This is a genomic window from Pseudomonas sp. AC242 (assembly GCF_979258655.1).
The window spans coordinates 3,935,944-3,957,221 of record NZ_OZ409873.1 but is presented as its reverse complement, the minus strand read 5'-3'; the positions used below and the strand labels follow the sequence as shown (position 1 = coordinate 3,957,221).

The following is a 21,278-nucleotide window of genomic DNA, read 5'->3' as shown; positions in this document are numbered from 1 at the left end:
AAGAGCGTGGGGTGTTCGGCTTTTGATGTGTTTCAGAATCTGAGTTCAACTCGGTATTTCACGTCGGTGTAACTCGTCCAAACACCTCAGATCAGTCCCCTCTCCCTCTGGGAGAGGGCTAGGGTGAGGGGATTTTGATCTGTTTCAGAATCTGAGTACGACTCGGTGTTTCACGTCGGCGTAGCTCTCCCAAACACCTCGATCAGTCCCCTCTCCCACGGGAGAGGGCTAGGGTGAGGGGCTTTTGATTGTCCGTGGCAAATAATGGCGTCGACTCAAGTCGCCACATTCAAATACTTGCCCACCGACGCCGTTTTTTCCAGCGAGTACTGTTTGCTCAGATTGGCAATCATGCGGTTCAGCGCTTCAGTGGTGCTCTGGGTCGAAGCGGTCTGTTCTTCCTCCGGTCGTTCTCTCCCAGCCTGTAACGCCGCTTTCAGTTCATCACTGCTCACGCCGCCGCTGCTGTCGCTATCGAGCACCTTGAGCAGCGCGGCGCTGGTGTCGGTGCTGGTCGTTGCGGTGCTGTTGTTGCTGGTTTGCAATGCGCTGTTCAGTTCTGTCGCGGTCACGCTGCCGTCGCCATCGGCGTCGAGTTGGCTGAACAGTTCGTCGCTGTTGATTTGTGGTGGCGGAGGCGGCGGAGGGGTCAGGCTGGCGGTGAGTTCGTCCTGGCTGACGGTGCCGTCCTTGTTCTTGTCCAGGGCGGAGAAGATTTCGTTGCTGTCGGCGCTGCTGCCGGCGCTGGTCAGGCCGCTGCTCAGTTCGTCGCTGCTGATGGCGCCGTCGCCATCGGTGTCGAGGGCGCTGATCAGGGCGTCGGCGAGATCGGTGTCCGGAGCTTGATCGTGTGGCGGTGGCGGAGGCGGCGCCATGGCGGTCATTTCTTCGGCGCTGAGGCTGCCGCTGGCGTCGCTGTCCAGATCACCGAACTGTTTGCTCAGGTTGACCAGCAGGCCGTCGTCGGACTTCTGCGACAGGGCGCTTTTCAGTTCGTCCTGATCCACTGCGCCGTCGCTGTTGCTGTCGAGTTTGGCGAACAGTTCTTTTTGCAGTTGCTGGCTGCGCGCGTTTTGCGTGGAGGTACTGCTGGTGCTGGTATAGCTTGTGTAGTTGCTGACGCTACCGATCATCGGACTCACTCCCTGGAATGGCAAACCGGTGGGTGTACCGGCTTATGCAGCCTCAGGGCACAAGTTGTCGGGGGTATGTGGGGTTTGTACCGGTGGGTACACACGGCAGAATGAACACCGCCGAACTCTGTGGGAGCGAGCCTGCTCGCGAAGAGGCCGGTACATCCAAAAGAGATGTTGGATCAGATGACGCCTTCGCGAGCAGGCTCGCTCCCACATTGGATGGTGGTGTTTTCAGGGGCGCGGCAGGCGAATGATGGCGGTAAGGCCGCCGCCCGGGGTTTCTTCGAGATTGAGCTGCCCACCCAAACGCTGCGCTGCCTCGCGGGCAATGGTCATGCCCAGCCCCACACCGCCGGAGTTACGATTGCGCGAACCTTCCAGCCGATAAAACGGCTCGAACACCGCTTCACGTTTGTCCTCGGCAATCCCCGGGCCATGGTCGATCACGTGGATCAGCAGTTGCTCGCGTTGATCTTGTAACTCGATGCGCGCCTGGCCGGCATAACGCAGGGCGTTGTCCATGAGGTTGTTGATGCACGAACGCAGCGCCATCGGCTGCACCGGCAACGGCGCGCAGTGGCCGCTGACCTGCACGTCGGCGCCCTGGTCCTGAGCGTTTTCGCACAGCGATTCGACCAGCGCCTGCACATCCATCAACTGCAAGGCTTCGCTGGTGCGCTGTTCGTGCAGGTAGGTGAGGGTGGCGTCGAGCATGCCGATCATGTCGTCCAGGTCCTGACGCATCTGGCCTTGCAGCTTTTCATCGCTGATGTTTTCCAGGCGCAGTTTCAGGCGTGACAGCGGTGTGCGCAGATCGTGGGACACGGCGCCGAGCATTCGTGCGCGCTGCTGCACCTGTTCGCGAATGCGCCGCTGCATCAGGTTGAAGGTGTAGGCGGCTTGTCGTGCTTCCCGTGGGCCGGACTCGTCGAGTGGCGGGCTGTCGAGGTCTTCGCTGAGGCGTTCGGCGGCGTCGCTCAGGCGCTGGATCGGGCGACTGAGCAGTTTGGCGCCGTACCAGGCCGCGATCATCAGCGTGATGAACTGAAAGGTCAGCGGCACCACCGGGCCACCGAACCACGGACGCGGTGGCCGTGGCGGGTAGCGCGGGTCTTGCGCCATTGCTTGGCCGTTGGCGCCCTGGGAGAACTCCGGAGGCGGCGGAGGCGGAGGCGGAGGCGGGCCGTAGAGACGGAACCAGGTGAAAGCCAGCAGGTGCGCGAGGACGATCGCCACGAACAGCACGCCAAACAGGCGCCCGAACAGCGTGTCGAAGCGCGCCCGCATCAGCCGATGTCTCGCGCGTCGAACAGGTAACCCTCACCGCGCACGGTTTTGATCAACTGTGGGGCTTTCGGGTCATCGCCGAGTTTCTGCCGCAGGCGCGAGACCAGCAAATCAATGCTGCGGTCGAAGGCTTCGATCGAGCGACCCCGGGCTGCGTCGAGCAATTGCTCGCGGCTGAGCACTCGGCGCGGACGTTCGATAAACACCCACAGCAGGCGAAATTCGGCGTTGGACAGCGGCACCACCAGACCATCGTCGGCGATCAATTGGCGCAGGACGCTGTTCAGGCGCCAGTTGTCGAAACGAATGTTGGCGCGTTGTTCGGTGCGGTCGTCACGCACCCGGCGCAGAATGGTCTGGATGCGCGCGACGAGTTCGCGCGGTTCGAACGGTTTGGCCATGTAGTCGTCTGCGCCCAGTTCCAGGCCGATGATGCGGTCGGTCGGTTCGCAGCGAGCGGTGAGCATCAGGATCGGGATGTCCGATTCAGCGCGCAGCCAGCGGCACAGCGACAAGCCGTCTTCACCGGGCAGCATCAGGTCCAGCACGACGACATCGAAATGCTCGGCCAGCAGCGCCTGACGCATCGCCGCACCGTCGGTGACGCCGCTGGCGTGGATGTTGAAGCGGGCGAGGTAATCGATCATCAGCTCGCGAATCGGCACGTCATCGTCGACGATCAGCGCGCGAATGCTCCAGCGCTTGTCGTCTTTAGGCTCATCCGTCGCGGTCATTTGGGTGTTGTGCATGAGGCTGTTCATCTGCCAGTAGGCCGCCAACCACAAAAGATGGGCTGCGAGGTGGTGGTTTCAGCATAGGCGTCCAGCCGCGAGGCGGGAAGTGCTGATGTAAGGACGTGTTGCGGCTGGCGAGGCTAGCGCGGATGCTTGTTGCTGGCGTGTCGGCTGTGTATCGGAGTCGACACAATAGCAGCGAGCGCTATGCTGATCACGGTTGGTGCGACGATTTACCGATCATCGGGTGCCGCGCCGCTGCCGGTTCCGCTACAATGCGCGCCGATTTCGACCTGCCTGAGAGCCCATTCATGTCCGCCTGCCAGACTCCTATCATCGTCGCCCTGGATTTCCCTACCCGTGACGCCGCACTGAAGCTGGCCGACCAGTTGGACCCGAAACTGTGCCGGGTCAAAGTGGGCAAGGAACTGTTCACCAGTTGCGCCGCCGAAATTGTCGGCACCCTGCGTGACAAGGGTTTTGAAGTATTCCTCGACCTGAAATTCCATGACATTCCCAACACCACCGCGATGGCCGTGAAAGCCGCCGCCGAGATGGGCGTGTGGATGGTCAACGTGCATTGCTCCGGTGGTATGCGCATGATGGCCGCTTGCCGTGAAGAGCTGGACAAGCGCAGCGGCCCGCAGCCGTTGCTGATCGGCGTGACCGTGCTGACCAGCATGGAGCGTGAAGACCTGGCCGGTATCGGTCTGGATATCGAACCGCAGGAACAAGTGCTGCGTCTGGCTGCACTGGCCGAGAAGGCTGGCATGGACGGTCTGGTGTGCTCGGCGCTGGAAGCCACGGCACTGAAAACCGCGCATCCGTCGCTGCAACTGGTGACCCCGGGGATTCGTCCGGCGGGCAGCGCGCAGGACGATCAGCGCCGCATTCTGACCCCGCGTCAGGCGCTGGATGCCGGTTCCGATTATCTGGTGATTGGCCGTCCGATCAGCCAGGCGGCGGATCCGGCCAAGGCGTTGGCTTCGGTTGTAGCCGAAATCGCCTGATCAGGCACCGCGAAACCCTGTAGGAGTTAGCCTGCTCGCGATAGCGGTGTGTCAAACAACGTTAATGTTGACTGACACACCGCTATCGCGAGCAGGCTCACTCCTACCTTTGTTTTGTGGTGGGCTTAAACCTTCAACACCAACTTGCCGAAGTTCTCGCCGCTGAACAATTTCATCAGCGTCTCCGGGAACGTCTCCAGGCCTTCGACGATATCTTCCTTGCTCTTGAGCTGCCCCTTGGCCATCCAGCCGGCCATTTCCTGCGCGGCGCTGGCGTATTGCGCGGCATAGTCCATCACCACAAAACCTTCCATCCGCGCGCGATTGACCAGCAGCGACAGGTAGTTGGCCGGGCCTTTGACCGCTTCCTTGTTGTTGTACTGGCTGATCGCGCCGCAGATCACCACGCGCGCTTTCATGTTAAGCCGACTCAACACCGCATCGAGGATGTCGCCGCCAACGTTGTCGAAATAGACGTCGACGCCTTTCGGGCATTCGCGTTTAAGCCCGGCTACAACGTCTTCGGACTTGTAGTCGATGGCGCCGTCGAAGCCCAGTTCATCAATGAGGAATTTGCACTTGTCGGCACCGCCGGCAATGCCAACCACTCGGCAACCTTTGATCTTGGCGATCTGCCCGGCAATGCTGCCCACTGCGCCCGCCGCACCGGACAGCACAACGGTGTCGCCGGCCTTCGGTGCACCGACATCCAGCAGGGCGAAATAGGCGGTCATGCCAGTCATGCCCAGTGCCGACAGATACACCGGCAGCGGTGCCAGTTTCGGATCGACTTTGTAGAAACCTCTTGGCTCACCGAGGAAATAATCCTGCACGCCAATGGCGCCGTTGACGTAGTCCCCGACGGCGAATCCCGGATTGTTCGAAGCAACGACTTTGCCTACACCCAACGCGCGCATGACTTCGCCGATACCGACCGGCGGGATGTAGGACTTGCCTTCGTTCATCCAGCCACGCATGGCCGGGTCGAGGGACAGGTATTCGTTCTTGACCAGAATCTGCCCCGCCGCCGGTTCACCCACCGGGACTTCCTGATAGGTGAAGGTCTCGCGGGTTGCCGCGCCCACCGGGCGTTTGGCGAGCAGGAACTGGCGATTGGTCTGGTTGGTCATGACAGGCACTCGAACGGAATGAAGCTTTGTTGATAGACCTTCGCCGGCATTGGCGCAAGGTTGGCTGATGCGGCGAATGCACGCCGATCCAGTGCAGTGATGATCACCGGGTTGGTTTTATCACTGCAACGCATGGGCACATAAACAGCCATTGGATAGTGCTGACGCTCGGCAGACCTCAATGGCTATGCTGCCATTCCACACATCCCCTGCATCCATCCCTTCGAGGACATAACAATGAGCATGACGTTTTCCGGTCAGGTTGCCGTAGTCACCGGCGCCGCCAACGGCATCGGCCGTGCAACCGCGCAGGCGTTCGCTGCCGAAGGCCTGAAAGTGGTGGTCGCCGACCTGGACGCGGCAGGGGGCGAGGGCACCGTTGCGCTGATTCGTACCGCTGGCGGCGAAGCGACCTTCGTGCGTTGCAACGTGACCGTCGAAAGCGAAGTGAAGAATCTGATGGACGAGGTGATCAATACCTACGGTCGTCTGGACTACGCCTTCAATAATGCCGGTATCGAAATCGAAAAAGGCAAACTCGCTGAAGGCTCGATGGATGAGTTCGACGCAATCATGGGCGTCAACGTCAAAGGCGTCTGGCTGTGCATGAAGTATCAACTGCCATTGTTGCTGGCGCAGGGCGGCGGGGCGATCGTCAATACCGCCTCGGTGGCGGGACTGGGCGCGGCGCCGAAGATGAGCATCTACGCGGCGTCCAAGCATGCGGTGATTGGCTTGACCAAATCGGCAGCCATTGAGTACGCGAAAAAGAAAATCCGCGTCAACGCTGTGTGTCCGGCGGTGATCGATACCGACATGTTTCGCCGCGCTTATGAGGCTGATCCGAAGAAGGGCGAATTCGCCAACGCGATGCACCCGGTCGGTCGCATCGGCAAGGTCGAGGAAATTGCCAGCGCTGTGTTGTACCTGTGCAGCGACGGTGCCGCCTTCACCACGGGCCACTCTCTGGCAGTGGATGGCGGCGTCACCGCTTTCTGAATAAAGCGCCAGAAAAAACAGCCCGCATTCATTGCGGGCTTTTTTGTGGGTCACGGTCAGTTCCGTGAAGTACCTTAAACAATGTGTATCAAACGGTTAGAACGGTCGCTTTTGGCGGCGTTGTCGCACAGCCTGTCCGGCGCGGCTGTGATTTACTGCCGCCAGCAAAACGGACAGGAGTTTGCTTGCTCATGGAATTGAGAATTGATCGACAGGCAATGGTGCCGGTCGTGCAGCAGATTGTTGACGGACTGACCGAGTGGATCCTGCAAAATGGCGTACCGCCGGCCACTCGTTTGCCCTCCGTGAGGCAAATCGCCCGGGGTAATCTGCTCAGCCAGTCGTGTGTGGTCGAGGCCTGTGAGCGTCTGGTATCGCAGGGCGTTCTAAGCACCTGCCAAGGCACCGGATTCATCGTCGCCGCCTCGCCGTCGACACTGGGCGCAGAGGATGAACTGGCGCTGTTCGGGGGGCGGTATGCTTGGTGCGATGCAGTGTGCGAGACGGCCGGTGGCTTGAAGCTGGGTGCTGGTGGTCTGCCGCAAAGCTGGCGCGAGCCTGACGACCTCAGCTATGCGCTGCGCGAGGTGGCGCGCACCGATATGGCCAGTCTGTTCAACTACAGCACACCCTTTGGGCTTCCAGCGTTGCGCGAGCAGATCGTCAAGCGCCTGAAGCTGCTCAATATCGAGGCCCGCAGTGCGCAGTTGCTGAGTACCTGCGGTGCCAGCCATGCGCTGGATCTGATCGTGCGTACCTTGTTCAAGTCAGGAGACTGCGTGGTGGTCGAAACGCCCGGTTACGCGCCGCTGTTTGATCTGCTGCGTCTGCATGGCGTGCACATGCTCGAGGTGCGTCGTACCCCGAACGGGCCGGATATCGAAGCGCTCGAGGCTGTGCTGCAACAGTTTCGCCCCGGCGCATTGTTCATCAACAGCCATCATCACAACCCTACCGGTACTTGCCTGTCGCCGAGCGTTGCGCAACGCATCCTGCAACTGAGCAAGACCTACGATCTGCGCGTGATTGAAGACGACGTCTATGCGGACTTGCACACGGACAACGGCACACGACTGGCGGCGCAGGACCATGAGGGGCGGGTCATTTACGTGGGCAGCTTTTCCAAGACACTGAGCAGCTCGTTGCGGGTCGGGTTCGTCTTCGCCGACAGCGAAATCGTCAGGCGGCTGGCGCAGGTCAAGATGATCAGTGGTTTGGGGGTGTCGAGGTTTTCCGAAGCGGTGCTGGCCAGTCTGATGGTCAGTGGCGCTTACCGCAAACTGGTGCAGCGTCAGCGTCAACGTTTGAATGCCGATCGCGCCGCCGCGCTGCAGGCGCTGGAGGACGCTGATTGGGAGGTGTTCGGCAAACCTGCGGGTGGGCTTTTCATTTGGGCGCGCTCGCGCATGACCGATCAGGTTCGAGTGCGTCGTCATGCTCAACGCTGCGGCGTGCTGCTGTCAGCGCCTGACGCGTTCAGTCCCAGTGGTGAGTCGGGCGACTGGCTGCGCATCAACGTTACCTATGCATGCGATCCACGCGCTCGGCAGTTTTTCCGCCACACCGGTTCGGATCGACCTCAAGTGTTCTGAAAACGACGCGGGCGTAGCTTTTTGCCATTATTCCGACGCCAGAGACTTGTGTCGGTGGATGGCCGTTGCGACTCTTCGCTCTACTGACAATGGCAGGGGACTACGCGCAATGATTTCGGCCATGCAAGGACGTTTTGCCAACCTCGGTATGGCGAAAAAACTGGGTATCGGGTTTGTGCTGGTTTTGCTCCTGACTGCGCTGGTGGCGGCCATTGGCGTCTGGTCCCTGCAAACCATCAGTCAGCGTTTCGACGGGCTGAAACAGATGTCCTCGCTCAACAGTGGCCTGCTCAACGTGCGCCTGCTCGAGCAGGAATACGCTTTGCGAGGCAATCCGAAGACCGCCGATGCGCTGCGTAAGGGCGTCGACGAACTGGTCGTTCTGGCTGATCAGCTCAAGACGCAGTCGGCGGCGAATGTGCCGGTCATGAATGATGTGCAGCAGTCGCTGGGAGCCTATCGAAAGGCGTTCGATGAATTTGTGTCGTTGACTCAGGCCAAGGACCTGGCACTGGAAATGGCCAGTTGGTCGGTGTCCAGTGTGGCCAACAACCTCGACGTATTGCAGGCCGGGCTTGCCGACGACGGTGCATATACCTTGAAGGACACCGAGGGCAAGGACGGCGCGCAATTCATCGAGCAGGCCAGTCAGGTCAGTCAGGTCTCCCGGCTGATGCTGCAAGCGATGAACGAAGCGCGGATTCGTTTGGATCAAAGCCGCAAGGGTGATGCCGACGGTGCCGGCAAGGGCAATATCGAACAGGCCGCACAGGCCCAGGCCCAGGCCGAAGAACTGAAAACCACGGTCAAGGACGAAGGCTATCTGACCGTGCTCAACGAAGTCTCCGGGCATATCGCCGGTTTCAACGACAAGCTCGCCGAATACACCGGATTGCTCGCGCAGGAAAAAACCGTCTACGAGCAATTGCACCAGCGTGCCGACCAAGTGGTCGAGCGGGTCAACCAGGCGTATGTCGCTGAAGACGGTGCGATGCAGGCGGAACTGAAGAAAAATTCGCTGCTGATCATTGGTTCATCGGCGCTGGCGTTGTTGGTCGGCTTGTTCGCGGCGTGGCTGATCACCCGACTGATTGTCGCGCCATTGCGCAGCGTGATTCAGGTCGCGCAACAGATTGCCGCCGGCGACTTGAGTGCGACCGTGCAAGTGACCCGCCGTGACGAGATCGGCCAGTTGATGCTGGCGATGCAACAGATGGGGGCGGGGCTGAGCACGATTGTCAGCGGCTTGCAGGCTGGGATCGAACAATTGGCCAGTTCGGCGCAATCGTTGTCGGCGGTCACCGAGCAGACCAACCTTGAGGTCAGCAGCCAGAAGGAAGAAACCGAGCAGGTCGCCACGGCGATGAACCAGATGACCGCCACTGTGCATGACGTTGCACGCAATGCCGAAGAGGCGGCGGTGGCCGCGCAAACGGCGGATGACAAGGTCGAAAGCGGGCAGCAAGTGGTGCGCCAGAGCATGGCGCGCATCGAGCAATTGGCTGATTCGGCGACGTCGGCCAGTTCCAGCATCGAAAGCCTCAGTGCGGAAATCCAGAATATCGGCACGGTGCTGGAGGTGATCAAGAGTGTCGCCGAACAGACCAATCTATTGGCGTTGAATGCCGCGATCGAGGCGGCGCGGGCCGGGGAGCAGGGCAGGGGCTTTGCGGTGGTGGCCGATGAGGTGCGTGCTTTGGCTCGGCGCACGCAGCAATCGACCGAGGAAATCGAGCGACTGGTGAGTGCATTGCGCTCGGCGGCGCATTCGTCGGTGCAGCAGATTCAGAGCAGCGGGGAGTTGGTGAAGCTGGCGGTGAGTGATGCTTTGCAGACCGAGAGTGCGCTGGGGAGTATTGCGGCGGCGGTGTCGTTGATTCAGCAGATGAATCAGCAGATTGCGGCGGCGGCCGAGGAGCAGAGTTCGGTGGCGGAGGAGATCAATCGCAGTGTGACGAGTATTCGTGCGAGTGCGGATCAGTCGTCGATCGCGATGCGCGGGAATGCGGCTTCGAGTGTTGAGCTGGCGCAGTTGGGGAGTGAGTTGCGCGGGATGGTTGGGCATTTTCGGCTTTGACGCTTTGGGCTTGGCGGCCTTTGGGCCGACCAGGCTCTTGGGGTTTTTGGGGGATATCCGTTGTTGCGGGTGTTGCTGATTAGGGTTCCGCCCTTACGGCGGGTCACTTTTGGCAAACGCCCCAAAAGTAACCAAAAGGTCTGCGCCCTGACGTTCGGCCCGCTCGCTGGGGCTCGGGGTTCCTTCGTTCCGGGATCGATCCGGGGGCATCGCCTACGGTTTGCTTCGCTGCACCTCCTCTCGATGTGTTCGACTTCGTCGAACGGTCGCTGCGCTCCCACCCCCGGATCAATCCCTCCACTCAGCCTGCCGACGGGCTTTAAGATCAAGAGCTGCAGCCGAGCTAACGCTCATCCTGTTGAGTGGTGAGAAGCGACGCGGTGCGAGGTGGGCGCTGTTTTGCTTTTCTGTAGGAGTGAGCCTGCTCGCGATCGCGGTCTGGCAGCCAACCCATTTCTGCCGGATGTACTTAAACCCTGTGGGAGCTGGCTTGCCAGCGATGGCGGCCTGACAGCCGACCAATCTCTGTCTGAATGCACGCAGTTCAAACTGTAGGAGTGAGCCTGCTCGCGATCGCGGTCTTGCAGCCAACTCATCTCTGCCGGATGTACCCAAACCCTGTGGGAGCTGGCTTGCCAGCGATGGCGGCCTGACAGCGAGCCAATCCCTGTCAGATGTACTCAATCCCATTGTAGGAGTGAGCCTGCTCGCGATCGGGGTCTGGCAGCCAACCCATTTCTGCCGGATGTACTCAAACCCTGTGGGAGCTGGCTTGCCAGCGATGGCGGCCTGACAGCCGGCCAATCCCTGTCAGATGTACTCAATCCCATTGTAGGAGTGAGCCTGCTCGCGATCGCGGTCTGGCAGCCAACCCATTTCTGCCGGATGTACTTAAATCCTGTGGGAGCTGGCTTGCCAGCGATGGCGGCCTGACAGCCGGCCAATCTCTGTCAGATGTACTCAATCCCTTGTAGGAGTGAGCCTGCTCGCGATCGCGGTCTTGCAGCCAACTCATCTCTGCCGGATGTACCCAAACCCTGTGGGAGCTGGCTTGCCAGCGATGGCGGCCTGACAGCCGGCCAATCTCTGTCAGATGAACTCAATCCCATTGTAGGAGTGAGCCTGCTCGCGATCGCGGTCTTGCAGCCAACTCATCTCTGCCGGATGTACTTAAACCCTGTGGGAGCTGGCTTGCCAGCGATGGCGGCCTGACAGCCGACCAATCTCTGTCAGATGTACTCAATCCCATTGTAGGAGTGAGCCTGCTCGCGATCGCGGTCTGGCAGCCAACCCATTTCTGCCGGATGTACTCAAACCCTGTGGGAGCTGGCTTGCCAGCGATGGCGGCCTGACAGCCGGCCAATCTCTGTCAGATGAACTCAATCCCATTGTAGGAGTGAGCCTGCTCGCGATCGCGGTCTGGCAGCCAACCCATTTCTGCCGGATGTACTCAAACCCTGTGGGAGCTGGCTTGCCAGCGATGGCGGCCTGACAGCCGACCAATCTCTGTCTGAATGCACGCAGTTCAAACTGTAGGAGTGAGCCTGCTCGCGATCGCGGTCTGGCAGCCAACTCATCTCTGCCGGATGTACTCAAACCCTGTGGGAGCTGGCTTGCCAGCGATGGCGGCCTGACAGCCGGCCAATCTCTGTCAGATGTACTCAATCCCCTTGTAGGAGTGAGCCTGCTCGCGATCGCGGTCTTGCAGCCAACTCATCTCTGCCGGATGTACTCAAACCCTGTGGGAGCTGGCTTGCCAGCGATGGCGGCCTGACAGCCGACCAATCTCTGTCTGAATGCACGCAGTTCAAACTGTAGGAGTGAGCCTGCTCGCGATCGCGGTCTGGCAGCCAACCCATTTCTGCCGGATGTACTCAAACCCTGTGGGAGCTGGCTTGCCAGCGATGGCGGCCTGACAGCCGGCCAATCTCTGTCAGATGTACTCAATCCCATTGTAGGAGTGAGCCTGCTCGCGATCGCGGTCTGGCAGCCAACTCATCTCTGCCGGATGTACTTAAATCCTGTGGGAGCTGGCTTGCCAGCGATGGCGGCCTGACAGCCGACCAATCTCTGTCTGAATGCACGCAGTTCAAACTGTGGGAGCGAGCCAGCTCGCGAAAGCGTTCTCACATTCACCGGTTTTCTTTCGGATTCACTCCCGCGAGCCCACAAAAAAAGCCACCTCTCGGTGGCTTCTCTTTCAACATCTGCAATCAGTCGTAAATCACTTTCTTTTTCCAGTCGGCATCGGCCTCTACATCTTTTAGGCCGGCGGTCAGTTGGTTCTCCTCACCTTCAACCGGTGCAATTTTGTCCATGACCTGGGCGTTGGCGCGGGCCAGCAGTTTTTCCAGATATTGCAGTTGTTCTGCATACACTTGCGGATCCTGCTGTTTGCGCAAGTATTGCACGCCGCGTTCGAAGGCGAGGCGGGCCTGGCCGGGCTGGTTTTGTTGCAGGGACTGTTGGCCGAGGTTGTTGAAGAATTCGATGTGCAGCAGCACCAGTATGTGGCGGACCTCGCGGATCCAGTGTTTAGCTTCGTTCGGTGGCAGGAAGCCGTCGTGGGCGGCGCGGGTGATCTGGCCGTGGAGGGCTTCGAGCAGGAAGCGCACGTCTTTGGCTTTGGCTTCGGTCAGGATCGGCGCCGGAGGGTTGTTGACCGGGATCGATTCGCCTTGGGCGACCAATGCGCTCAGTTCGGTGATGCGCGCTTTGGTGGTGGCGCTGGTTTTTTCCAGGTTCAGCAGGCGCTGGCAGACATTCAGCTCCAGGCGGGTCAGCAGCAGCTTGAGGGCCGGGGTCATGAACTGGCCCGGAAAGGTCTCGGTCAGTTCGCCGCAACGGCGCAGGCGGTCGTTCAGTTCGACCTTGGTACGGGCTTTCTCCAGTTTGTTGTTTTCCACCACATGGTTCATGTAGCCAATGGCGATCAGAATTGCGATCCCGGCTATGACTAGCAGGGTGATCATGAGTGGTGTCACCGGTAAGACCTCTTTATAGGGTTCGCATGCGAGTGTAGTGGCTGGGCATTTAGCCGCCTAGCGCCGCTCGACGAGTTGGATCGGCAGGTTCAATCTGTATCGGCCGCACGCTGCTTATATGAATGCTGGCGATGCATGTGCAGATTGCCATCACTGTCCGGTGGACTATAACGTCTTGGCGAGTGGCGGAATATAGGCGTCAATCGTCGGGCGACGGAAAAGCCCGGTTGCCGCCGTAAAGCAGGTCGAAGTCATTGATTTAAATAAATTTATATCAAGGGGTTGACGACCTCTCAATCCATCCATAGAATGCGCGCCACTTGCAGCGTAAAGCACACAGCGAAGCGCGGCAGGGAGTGAATGTTGTAGCGTGTCCCCTTCGTCTAGTGGCCTAGGACACCGCCCTTTCACGGCGGTAACAGGGGTTCGAGTCCCCTAGGGGACGCCAATGCGGGAATAGCTCAGTTGGTAGAGCACGACCTTGCCAAGGTCGGGGTCGCGAGTTCGAGTCTCGTTTCCCGCTCCAATTTTAAACAGCAGTGCTTTCGGGCGGTGCTGAGTGAAACCAGAACCAAGTCTTCGGACAAGGATCTGGACACCGAAACACACACCATGTGTTCCGGGTAGCGTGTCCCCTTCGTCTAGTGGCCTAGGACACCGCCCTTTCACGGCGGTAACAGGGGTTCGAGTCCCCTAGGGGACGCCATTTGCGGGAATAGCTCAGTTGGTAGAGCACGACCTTGCCAAGGTCGGGGTCGCGAGTTCGAGTCTCGTTTCCCGCTCCAAATTCTAAAGACGCCGCTCAGTGAGCGGCGTTTTTATTAGTGAAAGTTGTAGCCTGTGTCCCCTTCGTCTAGTGGCCTAGGACACCGCCCTTTCACGGCGGTAACAGGGGTTCGAGTCCCCTAGGGGACGCCATTGCGGGAATAGCTCAGTTGGTAGAGCACGACCTTGCCAAGGTCGGGGTCGCGAGTTCGAGTCTCGTTTCCCGCTCCATATTCACAAAAACGCCGCTCAACTGAGCGGCGTTTTTGTATGCGCACGATTTGTAGTTGAGTCATCAGTCATGAAAAAGGCCCGCCGAAGCGATTCGGCGGGCCTTTTGCGTTATGCGTCGGCTTACCAGGACAGCATCAGGCGACCGGCAAACAGAATCAGCACCACGCCCATCGTGCGTTCAAACCAATGGCCCATGCGCATGAACAGCAAGCGAACCCGATTGCTTGAGAAAAACAGCGCGACCACAACAAACCACAGCGCATTCACAAAGCACATCCACAGCCCGTAAAAGGCCTGGATCTGCAGGGGCGTGCTGGCGCTGATGATCGTGGTGAAGATGGCCAGGAAAAACAGCGTGGCCTTGGGGTTGGTCGCATTGGTCAGAAAACCGGTGCTGAAGGCCTTGAACAACGTCTGTTCAACCACCGGCTCCTCGCTGGTCTTTTCACCTTCAAGGGACGATTTCGGTTTGCTGCGCAACAGGCTGACACCCAGATACAGGATATAAGCCCCGCCAATCACTTTGGCCACGGTCAGCAACCACGGTGTGGTGTGCATCAGCGCCCCGACTCCCAGCAGCGTGTACAGCACGTGCACGGAAATCCCCGCGCCGATCCCCAGCGCCGTACAGATTCCCACCAGTCGGCCGAAGCGTACGCTCTGGCGAATAGTGACTGCGAAGTCCGGGCCGGGAGCAACCACGGCCAGAAAGTGAATGGTAGCCAGCGCCAAAAACTCGCCCAGATAATTCGAATACATCTCAGCTCCAGTAGGTCAGGGGTGAAGCATTGCCGCGATAGCCGACAAAAAAGGAAAGACTCAAGCGCGGGTCTGCCACGCCCGGGGTCACCGAGTGCATGCGACGCGAATTGAACATGATGAAATCGCCGGGTTGCGGTCTCACTTCGAGGGCCGGCGGGCCGAGCAGCGCCGGTTCGATGCCATAGCTGTCACCCCGCATTTCGTCGAATTGATCGGGGCTGATGTCGTCGTCCCACATCTGCAACGCGCCGCCTTCGGTCGGCATGTTCAGGTAGACGTTGCAGGCAAACTGCGCCTCAAGGCTGCGGGCCTGGAAGCTGTCCGGGGCGTCCTTGGCGAAGATGTCGTGGTGGGCGAGGAAGCACACCCCCGGTTTCACCACTCGCGATAGGCCAACATACATTTTCCGGCCGTAAAGGTTTTCCAGGTGCGCGCCGGCTGGCCAGGATTCGTCGAGCATGCAGCGCAAGGTGTCGATCGGTGAAGAGTAGGGCGCGCAGCGATTGCGCAGTTCGGCGATGTTGCTGGTGGCGCGTTCGAAGTAGTCCTCAATCAGCAACGGTTGATTTTCCGCCTCATAAAAGGCCATGCCGATGCGGCCGATACTCGGTGCGTTGATGTAACCCTCAAAGCCTGGAGCGAGAATCTTGTCGCCAATCTGAATGGCCAGCGGCTCAGGCAAAAAGCCTTTGACGCGGATGGCGAGGACTTCTTCGTTGGCCAGTTTTTTTATGCACGTCTCATCGAGACGCTCGACGTCTAGCATCATTTTTTTAGGTCCATCTATCGATAGTCAACGGAACCTGCGAATGCGGTTCCCCGGCGTCGGACGTTGCGTGAGGCCGCGTCCGAAATGCTCAATCCACGCTGTAGTGGACGGACAACGTGCCTTTCTTCTGCGAAAGGGACGCGATCGTGACAGTGCCCAGATCCTTCAGGCTACGTACATGGGTGCCGCCACAGCCATAGGCGGGCAGTTCACCGAAACCGATTTCTCGCGCACCTTCGCGCAGCGAGGTCAGGCGCGGCAGATCGTGCTCGATCCACTGGGCGATTCCGTGTTGAACGGTCTCTGCATCGACTTCCTGCGCACCATCGCCGGGTTTGAATTGCACTCGACCTTCGTCCGGCCAGTGGTGTGCCTTGATCGGCATCCAGCCCAACGCCTGAACGAAATGCCCGATCAAGTGGCCGGCTGAATGCATGCGTGTATTGAAGTTTCGGCGCTGTTCGTCGATGCGGATACAGGTCATGCCGAGCGCCACCGGGCGATCGACAAAATGGATGATCCGGTCCGGCTCCTGTACCACGCGCAGCACCTGGCTTTCACCGATCCAGCCGGTATCACAGGGCTGGCCGCCGCCCTGCGGGTGAAACAGCGTGGCGCGTAATACCACGGCGAATTCGTGCTCTTGGGGCGTGCAGTCGAGGACTTCCACATTGGCCTTGAGGTCATCACTATGGAAAAAGAGGCGAAGCGTCATATTCCATGCCCTTATTAAAGTTTCTTTTTTTATTATATGAATCGTGCAATAACGTGATAATCCGTTCAAACATCAAAGGACTTGTGCGCTGTGAGCATCAATCTGCCGCTACCGCTGCTCGGTGAAATGGCGATTTTCGTCAAAGTCGTGGAGACCGGCAGCTTCTCTGAGGCCGCTCGGCAGCTGGGGTCATCGCCGTCAGCGGTGAGCCGCAGTATCTCGCGCCTGGAAAAAGCCTTGGCCACACGATTGCTGCAGCGCACCACGCGCAAACTGCGTTTGAGTGATGGCGGCGAGGAGGTATTCAAGCGCTGTCAGGAAATGGTCAGCGCAGCCAAATCGGTCATGGAGATCAGTGGCCAGTTCACCCATGAAGCGGAAGGACTGGTGCGGGTCAGCGTACCGAAAGCGGTAGGGCGCTTTGTGATTCATCCGCACATGCCCGAGTTTCTGCGGCGTTATCCCAAGGTCGATGTCGAGCTGTTGCTGGAGGATCGCCAGGTCGATTTGATCGACGACCATGTCGATCTGGCGATTCGCATCACCGATCGACCACCGGCCGGGCTGGTCGGGCGGCAATTGCTGACCATTGACCACTTGCTCTGTGCCACGCCGCAATACCTGGCCGAGCACGGCACACCGACTCACCCGCATGATTTGCTCAATCACAGTTGTATCTATCTGGGCGAAACCCCGAGCGATGCGCGCTGGAAATTCAAGAAAGGCAGCAAAGCGGTAACGGTGGGTGTGCGCGGTCGCTATGCCGCCAATCACACCGGCGTTCGATTGGGCGCGGTGTTGCAACACATCGGCATTGGTAGCCTGCCATATTTCACTGCCCGCTATGCGCTGGAGCAAAAGTTGGTGGTCCAGGTGCTGCCGGATTGGACCTTCCTTGCGTCCTATCACGGCGGATTGTGGTTGCTGCACTCGCCGACGCGTTATCTACCACCCAAATTGCGGGTGTTTATCGACTATCTGGTGGAATGCCTGCAGAAAGAACCGACCTTGAGCAAGCCGGGCAAATCAGTGGGGGAGAGCAACGCCGCGATGGCCTATGAATTGCCCGAAAGCGAAGGGTTGTTGTAACGCAAAAACAAAAGATCGCAGCCTGCGGCAGCGCCTACAGAGGATTGCGTGTATCCGTTATGACGGGCGTACACAGTCAATGTAGGAGCTGCCGAAGGCGGCGATCTTTTGACCTTCAACCAAACAGTTAAATCAGTGCTTGCTGTCCTGAGCGGACATCGCCAGCAGCTGTTTTTCCTGGTTCCAGTCGAACGGTTCATCGTTCTGTTCGGCTTCGTAACGGCGTTCTTCCAGTGCCTGATACATGTCGATCTCTTCATCGGCCAGGTAGTGCAGGCAGTCACCAGCGAAGAACCACAGCAGATCGCGCGGGATCAGGTGGGCGATTTGCGGGTAACGGGTAATCACTTGAGTCAGGATGTCCTGGCCCAGGTACTGGCTTTCGATCGGATCGATCGGCAGCGATGCCAGCAGTTCGTCGAAACGCTCCAGGAACAGGGCATGGCTTTCTTCGGGAACCTGTTCGGCCTCACCTACGGCGACCAGGATACTGCGCAGGTGGTCGAGCAAAACAAGATGATCGGCAACGACGTTGGACACGAGATAAGTCCTCAAGAGCAAAACGGGCGCGGGAGTATAAAGCTCCTGCGCCCTGTTGGACATGCTTGTCAGGATCAGCGGACTTTGCCCTCTGCCAGCGCCAGCTCCTCTTTGTCGAAATCATCGACGTCGATCACCTTGCGTCGCGCCGCTTCGGCATCGCGCAGACTCTGCGCTTCCACTGGTTGCAATACTCCAGCTTCAAGCGCGGCATCGATGGTGTGTTCACCTGCGACCGGTTTGACCTGACCGCTTTTCAGCGAGGTGTGCAGTTTTTTGTGCAACGGCTGCGCAGCATTGAGCAGATCGCTGGCGTGTTGCAGCGCGCCGACGGCATCGTCTGCCGACTGTGGGCGATAGCAACCGGCAAGCAGTTCTTCCAGCGCCGGATCGCCCTTGGCGCGACCAATGACCCCAGCCACTTCGGCACCGAGTTTGTCCGACGGGCCTTTGTGACGACGACCGAACGGAAACACGATGACTCGCAACAGACAACCGAACACTTTGTTCGGGAAGTTGCGCAGCAATTCATCCAGCGCCCGTTCCGATTGGCCGAGGCTTTCTTCCATCGCCCAACGGAACAGCGGTTCCATGTAAGCCGGCGAATCCAGATCGTGGTAACGCTTAAGCGCAGCCGAGGCCAGATACAAGTTGCTCAATACATCACCCAAACGTGCCGACAGACGCTCACGACGCTTCAGTTCGCCGCCGAGCAGCATCATGCTGAAGTCGGCGAGCATGGCAAATGCCGCTGCCTGGCGATTGAGTGCGCGGAAGTAACCCTGACTGATCTTGTCGCCCGGCGCATGTTCGAAGTGGCCGAAACCGAGGTTCAGCACCAGCGTGCTGGCCGCGTTGCTTACGGCGAAACCGATGTGTTTGAGCAGCAGGCCATCGAACTCTTTCAACGCCTGATCCTTGTCTTCGCGGCCGGCCAGAGCCATCTCCTTCAGTACAAACGGATGGCAGCGAATCGCGCCCTGACCGAAGATCATCAGGTTGCGCGAAAGGATGTTTGCGCCCTCCACGGTGATGAAGATCGGCGCACCGTTCCAGCTGCGCCCGAGGTAGTTGTTCGGCCCCATGATGATCGCCTTGCCGCCGTGCACATCCATCGCATGGCTGATGCACTCGCGGCCGCGTTCGGTGAGGTGGTACTTGAGGATCGCCGACAGCACCGAAGGTTTTTCGCCCAGGTCCACCGCGTTGGCGGTGAGCATGCGTGCCGCGTCCATCATCCACGCGTTGCCGCCGATGCGCGCCATGGCCTCCTGAATGCCCTCGAACGCCGACAGCGGCACGTTGAACTGCTCGCGAATCTGCGCGTACTGACCCGTGACCAGACTGGTGAATTTGGCCGCGCCGGTCCCGACGGCCGGCAACGAGATCGAACGGCCGACCGACAGGCAGTTCATTAGCATCATCCAGCCCTTGCCGAGCATTTCCTGACCGCCGATCAGGAAGTCCAGCGGGATAAACACGTCCTTGCCGGAGTTCGGGCCGTTCATGAACGCCGCGCCCAGCGGCAGGTGACGACGACCGATTTCCACGCCGGCGGTGTCGGTCGGGATCAGTGCCAGGCTGATGCCAAGGTCTTCCTTGTCGCCCAGCAGATGTTCCGGGTCATAGGCCTTGAAAGCCAGGCCGAGCAGGGTGGCCACGGGGCCAAGAGTGATGTAACGCTTTTCCCAGTTCAGGCGCAGGCCGATGACTTCCTGACCTTCCCACTGACCTTTGCAGATGATCCCGGTGTCGGGCATCGCGCCGGCATCGGAACCCGCGAGCGGGCCGGTGAGGGCAAAGCACGGAATGTCATCGCCCCGGGCCAGACGCGGCAGGTAGTGATTGCGTTGTTCGTCGGTGCCGTAATGCAGCAGCAGTTCGGCCGGGCCGAGTGAGTTCGGCACCATGACAGTGGAGGCGAGGTCACCGCTGCGGGTGGCCAGTTTCATCGCCACTTGCGAGTGCGCGTATGCAGAGAAGCCTTTGCCGCCGAATTCTTTCGGAATGATCAGGGCAAAAAAGCCGTGTTCCTTGATGTGCGTCCAGGCTTCGGCCGGTAGGTCCATCGACTGGCCGATCTGCCAGTCAGTGACCATCGCGCAAAGCTCTTCGGTCGGGCCGTCGATGAACGCCTGTTCTTCTTCGCTCAATTGCGCCTTGGGATAGGCCAGCAGCTTGTCCCAGTCCGGGCGGCCGCTGAACAGCTCGCCGTCCCACCACACGGTGCCGGCGTCGATCGCGTCGCGTTCGGTCTGCGACATCGGCGGCAGGGTTTTCTGGAACCAGCTGAACAGCGGCGCAGTGAAATGTTTGCGGCGCAGGTCAGGCAGCAGCAGCGGTGCGGCGACCACCGCCAGCAAGATCCACAACACCGCCAATAACCAGCCCGGCGCATGACTGAAAATGCCCATCGCCAGCAGGTAGACGGCAACGATGCCCAACGCAGGCAGAGGGGAAATACGCCGGTGGGCGAGATACGCCACGCCAACGATCAAAACCAGTATCCACAACAACAGCATATTCAGTCCTCCGTGAACCAAGGCAAATCGACCCTCCAGAGCTTAGACGGCATCTGTAAAAGCGGGTGGTCAGACCAAGGTGATTGAAATCGTGGGAAACCCCGGATGGTGTTCGTAGGTTCGGTGGGCAACACCTGTGGGAAATCGTTCGCTGATCCCGCGTCTTTGCGTGCAAGTTTGGCCGAAACGTCGTTATCTCTGTGCTGAAGGTATCGCTAGACTCGGGGCTCACCCAGGAGATTGTCGTCATGCACGAGTATCTGAGTCCCGGCCGCTTCATCGATAGTGACCACCCGGCGGTGGTGGAGTTCGCCGAACTGCATCGGGGCATCAGTCGCGATCCGCTCGAGCAGTCGATCAGTCTTTATTACGCCGTGCGTGAGGCGGTGCGCTACAACCCCTACACCTTCAGCCGCGATCCGCAGACCTTGTGCGGCAGTTATGCGCTGGCGAGGGGGGAGAGTTATTGCGTACCGAAAGCCACGCTGCTCGCCGGTTGTGCGCGACATTGCGGGATTGCGGCGCGGATCGGTCTGGCCGATGTGCGCAATCATCTGTCGACCCCGCGCCTGCTCGAATTGTTGAAGAGCGATATGTTCGCCATGCACGGCTATACAGAGTTGTTTCTCAATGATCGCTGGGTGAAAGCCACGCCGGCGTTCAATCAGCAACTCTGCGAGTTGTTTAACGTCGCGCCGCTGGAGTTCGACGGCATCAACGACAGCGTTTTCCATCCGTTCAACCGTGACGGTGCGCAGTTGATGGAGTATCTGGTCGACCACGGGCAATTTTCCGATGTGCCGGAAACGTTCTTCTTCGAGCATCTGCAAAAGTGCTATCCGCATCTGTTCACTGATCAGCAGCCGCAACTGCTCGGTGATATGCAGAGTGATTTGAGCCGTACCTGATCCGGCGTATGCTGCCTGCCCACTC

17 protein-coding genes, 6 tRNA genes and 1 pseudogene are annotated in these 21,278 nt (G+C 59.5%); 13 read left to right on the top strand and 11 right to left on the bottom strand.

All coding sequences use genetic code 11. The features are described 5' to 3' along the window. Positions 1 to 275 precede the first annotated feature (275 nt). The 3 genes from xopAW to ACZZ0A_RS17750 form a co-directional block, all read right to left on the bottom strand. The gene (gene xopAW / locus ACZZ0A_RS17760; RefSeq protein WP_447786714.1) at positions 276 to 1,133 is read right to left on the bottom strand and encodes a XopAW family type III secretion system calcium-binding effector; all 858 of its coding nucleotides are present in this window, start codon (positions 1,131 to 1,133) and stop codon (positions 276 to 278) included. A gap of 234 nt (positions 1,134 to 1,367) precedes the next feature. Then, positions 1,368 to 2,423 carry a sensor histidine kinase gene (locus tag ACZZ0A_RS17755; RefSeq protein WP_463543523.1) on the bottom strand — a complete coding sequence of 352 codons (1,056 nt, stop codon included), beginning with the start codon at positions 2,421 to 2,423 and terminating at the stop codon, positions 1,368 to 1,370. Then, positions 2,423 to 3,172, bottom strand: a complete 750-nt coding sequence (locus tag ACZZ0A_RS17750) for a response regulator (RefSeq protein WP_016983639.1) — start codon at positions 3,170 to 3,172, stop codon at positions 2,423 to 2,425. Before ACZZ0A_RS17750 ends, ACZZ0A_RS17755 begins: the two co-directional genes overlap by 1 nt. Before the next feature lie 296 nt (positions 3,173 to 3,468). Between ACZZ0A_RS17750 and pyrF the strand changes: the two genes are divergently transcribed. Further along, positions 3,469 to 4,167 carry an orotidine-5'-phosphate decarboxylase gene (gene pyrF / locus ACZZ0A_RS17745; RefSeq protein ID WP_161986598.1) on the top strand — a complete coding sequence of 233 codons (699 nt, stop codon included), beginning with the start codon at positions 3,469 to 3,471 and terminating at the stop codon, positions 4,165 to 4,167. Between the two features lie 125 nt (positions 4,168 to 4,292). Here pyrF and ACZZ0A_RS17740 read toward each other — a convergent pair whose 3' ends face one another. Then, on the bottom strand, positions 4,293 to 5,297 hold the full coding sequence (locus ACZZ0A_RS17740) for an NADP-dependent oxidoreductase (RefSeq protein WP_277758849.1): 1,005 nt from the start codon (positions 5,295 to 5,297) through the stop codon (positions 4,293 to 4,295). Then, positions 5,294 to 5,431 (bottom strand): hypothetical protein, encoded by a 138-nt coding sequence (locus tag ACZZ0A_RS17735; protein ID WP_157279740.1) that lies wholly within the window; start codon positions 5,429 to 5,431, stop codon positions 5,294 to 5,296. The genes ACZZ0A_RS17740 and ACZZ0A_RS17735 overlap by 4 nt, the downstream gene beginning before the upstream one ends. Positions 5,432 to 5,534: 103 nt before the next feature. Between ACZZ0A_RS17735 and ACZZ0A_RS17730 the strand changes: the two genes are divergently transcribed. The 4 genes and pseudogenes from ACZZ0A_RS17730 to ACZZ0A_RS17715 all read left to right on the top strand — a co-directional run bounded on the left by ACZZ0A_RS17730 (position 5,535) and on the right by ACZZ0A_RS17715 (position 9,965). Continuing rightward, entirely contained in the window at positions 5,535 to 6,296 is a 762-nt protein-coding gene (locus ACZZ0A_RS17730; RefSeq protein ID WP_007917441.1) for an SDR family oxidoreductase, read from the top strand. Between the two features lie 191 nt (positions 6,297 to 6,487). Continuing rightward, positions 6,488 to 7,888 (top strand): aminotransferase-like domain-containing protein, encoded by a 1,401-nt coding sequence (locus ACZZ0A_RS17725; RefSeq protein WP_123376405.1) that lies wholly within the window; start codon positions 6,488 to 6,490, stop codon positions 7,886 to 7,888. Beyond that, positions 7,821 to 9,104: pseudogene (locus ACZZ0A_RS17720) on the top strand (HAMP domain-containing protein); the annotation flags it as partial. The gene ACZZ0A_RS17725 and the pseudogene ACZZ0A_RS17720, both read left to right, overlap by 68 nt. After that, positions 9,084 to 9,965: a methyl-accepting chemotaxis protein gene (locus ACZZ0A_RS17715; protein ID WP_414916883.1), complete on the top strand. Its 882-nt coding sequence runs from the start codon at positions 9,084 to 9,086 to the stop codon at positions 9,963 to 9,965. The pseudogene ACZZ0A_RS17720 and the gene ACZZ0A_RS17715, both read left to right, overlap by 21 nt. A 2,213-nt stretch (positions 9,966 to 12,178) precedes the next feature. Here the strand turns inward: ACZZ0A_RS17715 and ACZZ0A_RS17710 are convergent. Beyond that, positions 12,179 to 12,937 carry a hypothetical protein gene (locus tag ACZZ0A_RS17710; protein ID WP_042705064.1) on the bottom strand — a complete coding sequence of 253 codons (759 nt, stop codon included), beginning with the start codon at positions 12,935 to 12,937 and terminating at the stop codon, positions 12,179 to 12,181. A 384-nt stretch (positions 12,938 to 13,321) separates the two neighbouring features. Here ACZZ0A_RS17710 and ACZZ0A_RS17705 point away from each other — a divergent pair. From ACZZ0A_RS17705 to ACZZ0A_RS17680, 6 genes are all read left to right on the top strand, one after another. After that, positions 13,322 to 13,397, top strand: a tRNA-Glu gene (locus tag ACZZ0A_RS17705). A 2-nt stretch (positions 13,398 to 13,399) separates the two neighbouring features. After that, positions 13,400 to 13,475, top strand: a tRNA-Gly gene (locus ACZZ0A_RS17700). A gap of 104 nt (positions 13,476 to 13,579) precedes the next feature. Beyond that, positions 13,580 to 13,655 (top strand) — tRNA-Glu (locus ACZZ0A_RS17695). A 3-nt stretch (positions 13,656 to 13,658) separates the two neighbouring features. Next, positions 13,659 to 13,734, top strand: a tRNA-Gly gene (locus ACZZ0A_RS17690). Between the two features lie 57 nt (positions 13,735 to 13,791). After that, positions 13,792 to 13,867 (top strand) — tRNA-Glu (locus ACZZ0A_RS17685). 2 nt (positions 13,868 to 13,869) lie between these two features. Beyond that, a tRNA-Gly gene (locus ACZZ0A_RS17680) sits at positions 13,870 to 13,945 on the top strand. Between the two features lie 123 nt (positions 13,946 to 14,068). Here the strand turns inward: ACZZ0A_RS17680 and ACZZ0A_RS17675 are convergent. From ACZZ0A_RS17675 to ACZZ0A_RS17665, 3 genes are all read right to left on the bottom strand, one after another. Beyond that, positions 14,069 to 14,707 carry a LysE family translocator gene (locus ACZZ0A_RS17675; RefSeq protein ID WP_095112868.1) on the bottom strand — a complete coding sequence of 213 codons (639 nt, stop codon included), beginning with the start codon at positions 14,705 to 14,707 and terminating at the stop codon, positions 14,069 to 14,071. A 1-nt stretch (position 14,708) separates the two neighbouring features. Beyond that, entirely contained in the window at positions 14,709 to 15,479 is a 771-nt protein-coding gene (locus ACZZ0A_RS17670) for a 2OG-Fe(II) oxygenase (protein ID WP_007908184.1), read from the bottom strand. 88 nt (positions 15,480 to 15,567) lie between these two features. Next, entirely contained in the window at positions 15,568 to 16,194 is a 627-nt protein-coding gene (locus tag ACZZ0A_RS17665) for an alanyl-tRNA editing protein (protein ID WP_007908185.1), read from the bottom strand. Between the two features lie 90 nt (positions 16,195 to 16,284). On the opposite strand from ACZZ0A_RS17665, the gene ACZZ0A_RS17660 reads away from it, so the two are divergent. Then, positions 16,285 to 17,283 carry a LysR family transcriptional regulator gene (locus ACZZ0A_RS17660; protein WP_134178203.1) on the top strand — a complete coding sequence of 333 codons (999 nt, stop codon included), beginning with the start codon at positions 16,285 to 16,287 and terminating at the stop codon, positions 17,281 to 17,283. A gap of 132 nt (positions 17,284 to 17,415) precedes the next feature. On the opposite strand, the gene ACZZ0A_RS17655 is transcribed toward ACZZ0A_RS17660, so the two are convergent. Beyond that, on the bottom strand, positions 17,416 to 17,823 hold the full coding sequence (locus ACZZ0A_RS17655) for a PA2817 family protein (RefSeq protein WP_007908190.1): 408 nt from the start codon (positions 17,821 to 17,823) through the stop codon (positions 17,416 to 17,418). A 74-nt stretch (positions 17,824 to 17,897) separates the two neighbouring features. Next, entirely contained in the window at positions 17,898 to 20,345 is a 2,448-nt protein-coding gene (locus tag ACZZ0A_RS17650; protein ID WP_463543522.1) for an acyl-CoA dehydrogenase, read from the bottom strand. Between the two features lie 248 nt (positions 20,346 to 20,593). On the opposite strand from ACZZ0A_RS17650, the gene ACZZ0A_RS17645 reads away from it, so the two are divergent. After that, positions 20,594 to 21,253 carry a transglutaminase-like domain-containing protein gene (locus ACZZ0A_RS17645; protein WP_463543521.1) on the top strand — a complete coding sequence of 220 codons (660 nt, stop codon included), beginning with the start codon at positions 20,594 to 20,596 and terminating at the stop codon, positions 21,251 to 21,253. The last annotated feature ends 25 nt before the right edge of the window (positions 21,254 to 21,278 follow it).